This is a genomic window from Candidatus Hydrogenedentota bacterium (genome assembly GCA_018005585.1).
Taxonomy (GTDB): Bacteria; Hydrogenedentota; Hydrogenedentia; order Hydrogenedentales; family JAGMZX01; genus JAGMZX01.
On record JAGMZX010000265.1, the window covers coordinates 1 to 2,177 of the forward strand.

At 63.9% G+C, this 2,177-nt stretch carries 2 protein-coding genes; both read left to right on the top strand.

Features of this window, described 5'->3' with window-relative positions:
* On the top strand, nt 1–1,041 hold a 1,041-nt coding region (locus KA184_23485), incomplete at its 5' end, for a Gfo/Idh/MocA family oxidoreductase (GenBank protein ID MBP8132553.1).
* A gap of 63 nt (nt 1,042–1,104) precedes the next feature.
* Nucleotides 1,105–2,177, top strand: a 1,073-nt coding sequence (locus KA184_23490; protein MBP8132554.1) for a hypothetical protein, incomplete at its 3' end; no start/stop codon positions are given.

A 2,177-nucleotide genomic window follows, 5' to 3' on the forward strand; every position in this document is an offset into this window, starting at 1 on the left:
GAGCCTGTGTTGAAGGCGGCGTGTGCCCGAAGCAAGGACAAAATCCAGGCGTTCGCGGACAACTGGGGCTACGAAAGCGTCGAGACGGACTGGCGCAAGCTGGTCGAGCGCAAGGATATCGACGCCATCGATATCTGCACGCCGAACAACTATCACCACGACATTGCCATCGCGGCCGCGCAGGCGGGCAAGATGGTGCTCTGCGAGAAGCCGCTGTCCATGAATCCCGCCGAGGGCATCGAAATGGTGGACGCCGTCGAGAAGGCGGGCGTGGCGAACATGGTCTGGTACAACTACCGGCGCGTGCCCGCCGTGACGCTCGCCAAGCTGCTGATCGACCAGGGGCGGCTCGGCCGCATCTTCCACTACCGCGCCGTGTTCCTCCAGGACTGGACCATCTCCGCGGACCTGCCCCAGGGCGGCACGGGCCTCTGGCGTCTGGACGCGGCGGCGGCCGGCGCCGGTGTCACGGGCGACCTGCTTGCGCATTGCATCGACACCGCGCTCTGGCTGAACGGGTCGATTGACAGCGTCACCGCGATGACGGAGATTTTCGTGAAGGAGCGCCAGCACAACCTGACGGGCAAAATCGAACCGGTAACCATCGACGACGCCTGCGCGTTCCTGGCCCGGTTCAACAACGGTTCGCTGGCCACCTTCGAATCGACCCGCTACGCGCGTGGCCACAAGGCGCTCTACACCTTCGAGATCAACGGCGAGCACGCCAGTATCCAGTGGGACCTGCACGACCTGCACCGGCTCAACTATTTCGATCACCGCGACGACTCGGTCGTGCGCGGCTGGCGCTCGGTCCACGTTTCCGACTCGGACATGCCCTACATGGACAAGTGGTGGGTGCCGGGACTGCAGATCGGCTACGAACACTCGTTCATCCATGGCGTCGCGGACTTCATCAAAGGAATCGAGGCAGGCGCGCCGGCGCGACCGACCTTCCGCGACGCGCTTGAAACGCAGTACGTTTGCGACGCGGTGTTGAAATCGGCGAAAACCGGGGCGTGGCAGCATGTCGGCGCAAGTTGAGTAGCGCCTTGCGCACCGGAACACCCTGAAGGGTGCATTACGAACCATCGAAAGGAATTGCGGATGTCCACGAAAGCGTTGGCCGAAAAGGCGTTGGAACAAGGCAAGGGCATTGTGCGGCTTGCGCCCACATGGGTGCCGCGCTCGTTTTGCGTGCCGGGGCGGCGCATCAAATTGCACCCGGACGACTACTACGCCATGGGCGGCGCGCGCGGCGGCATCGACGAGCGCTGGTTCTCGTCGACCACGCCCGCGGACAACGGGCCGCTCACCAGCCCGAACGAGGGGCTGAGCTTCATTGTGTTTGAAGACGGCGGCATGACAGCGAAGGCGCTCCTGCGTGACGCGGTCGCGGAACTCAAGGGCCAGTTGATTGGCGACCGCATCTGGAACGAGCACGGACGCTGGCCCATGTACTCGAAGTTTTTCGACAACAAGGGCGCCCTGCCGCATCACATCCACCACGACGACGCGCACGCCGCGAAGGTCAAGCAACTGGGCAAGCCCGAGGCCTATTACTTCCCGCCGCAGGTGAACAACCACGGCGGCGATTTCCCCTACACGTTCTTCGGCCTGCAGCCGGGCGTCACGAAGGAGCAGGTGCGCCAGGCGCTCATGGACTACGTCAAGGGCGACAACAAGCTCACGAACCTGTCCGCCGCGTACCGGCTCGAACCGGGCACGGGCTGGGACGTGCCCCCGGGCGTGCTGCACGCGCCGGGCAGCCTCTGCACCTACGAGCCGCAGAAAGCCTCCGACGTGTTCGCCATGTACCAGTCGCTCACCGGTGACTCGATCGTGCCCGAGGAACTGCTCTGGAAAGACACGCCCGCAGACAAGAAGGGCGATTTCGACTATCTCGTCGACGTGATCGACTGGGAACTGAACGTCGACCCCAATTTTGCCAAGAAACACTTCATGCGGCCGAAACCGGCGCAGCCGCTCGACCGGATGCACGCCGAGGGCTACGTCGATCTGTGGATTTGCTACAAGTCGACCGCATTCAGCGCGAAGGAACTCACCATCCTGCCGGGCAAGACCGTGACCATCAAGGATAGCGCCGCCTACGGGCTCATCTGCATGCAGGGCCACGGCAAGCTCGGCGTGTGGAGCATCGAGTCGCCCGCGCTCATCCG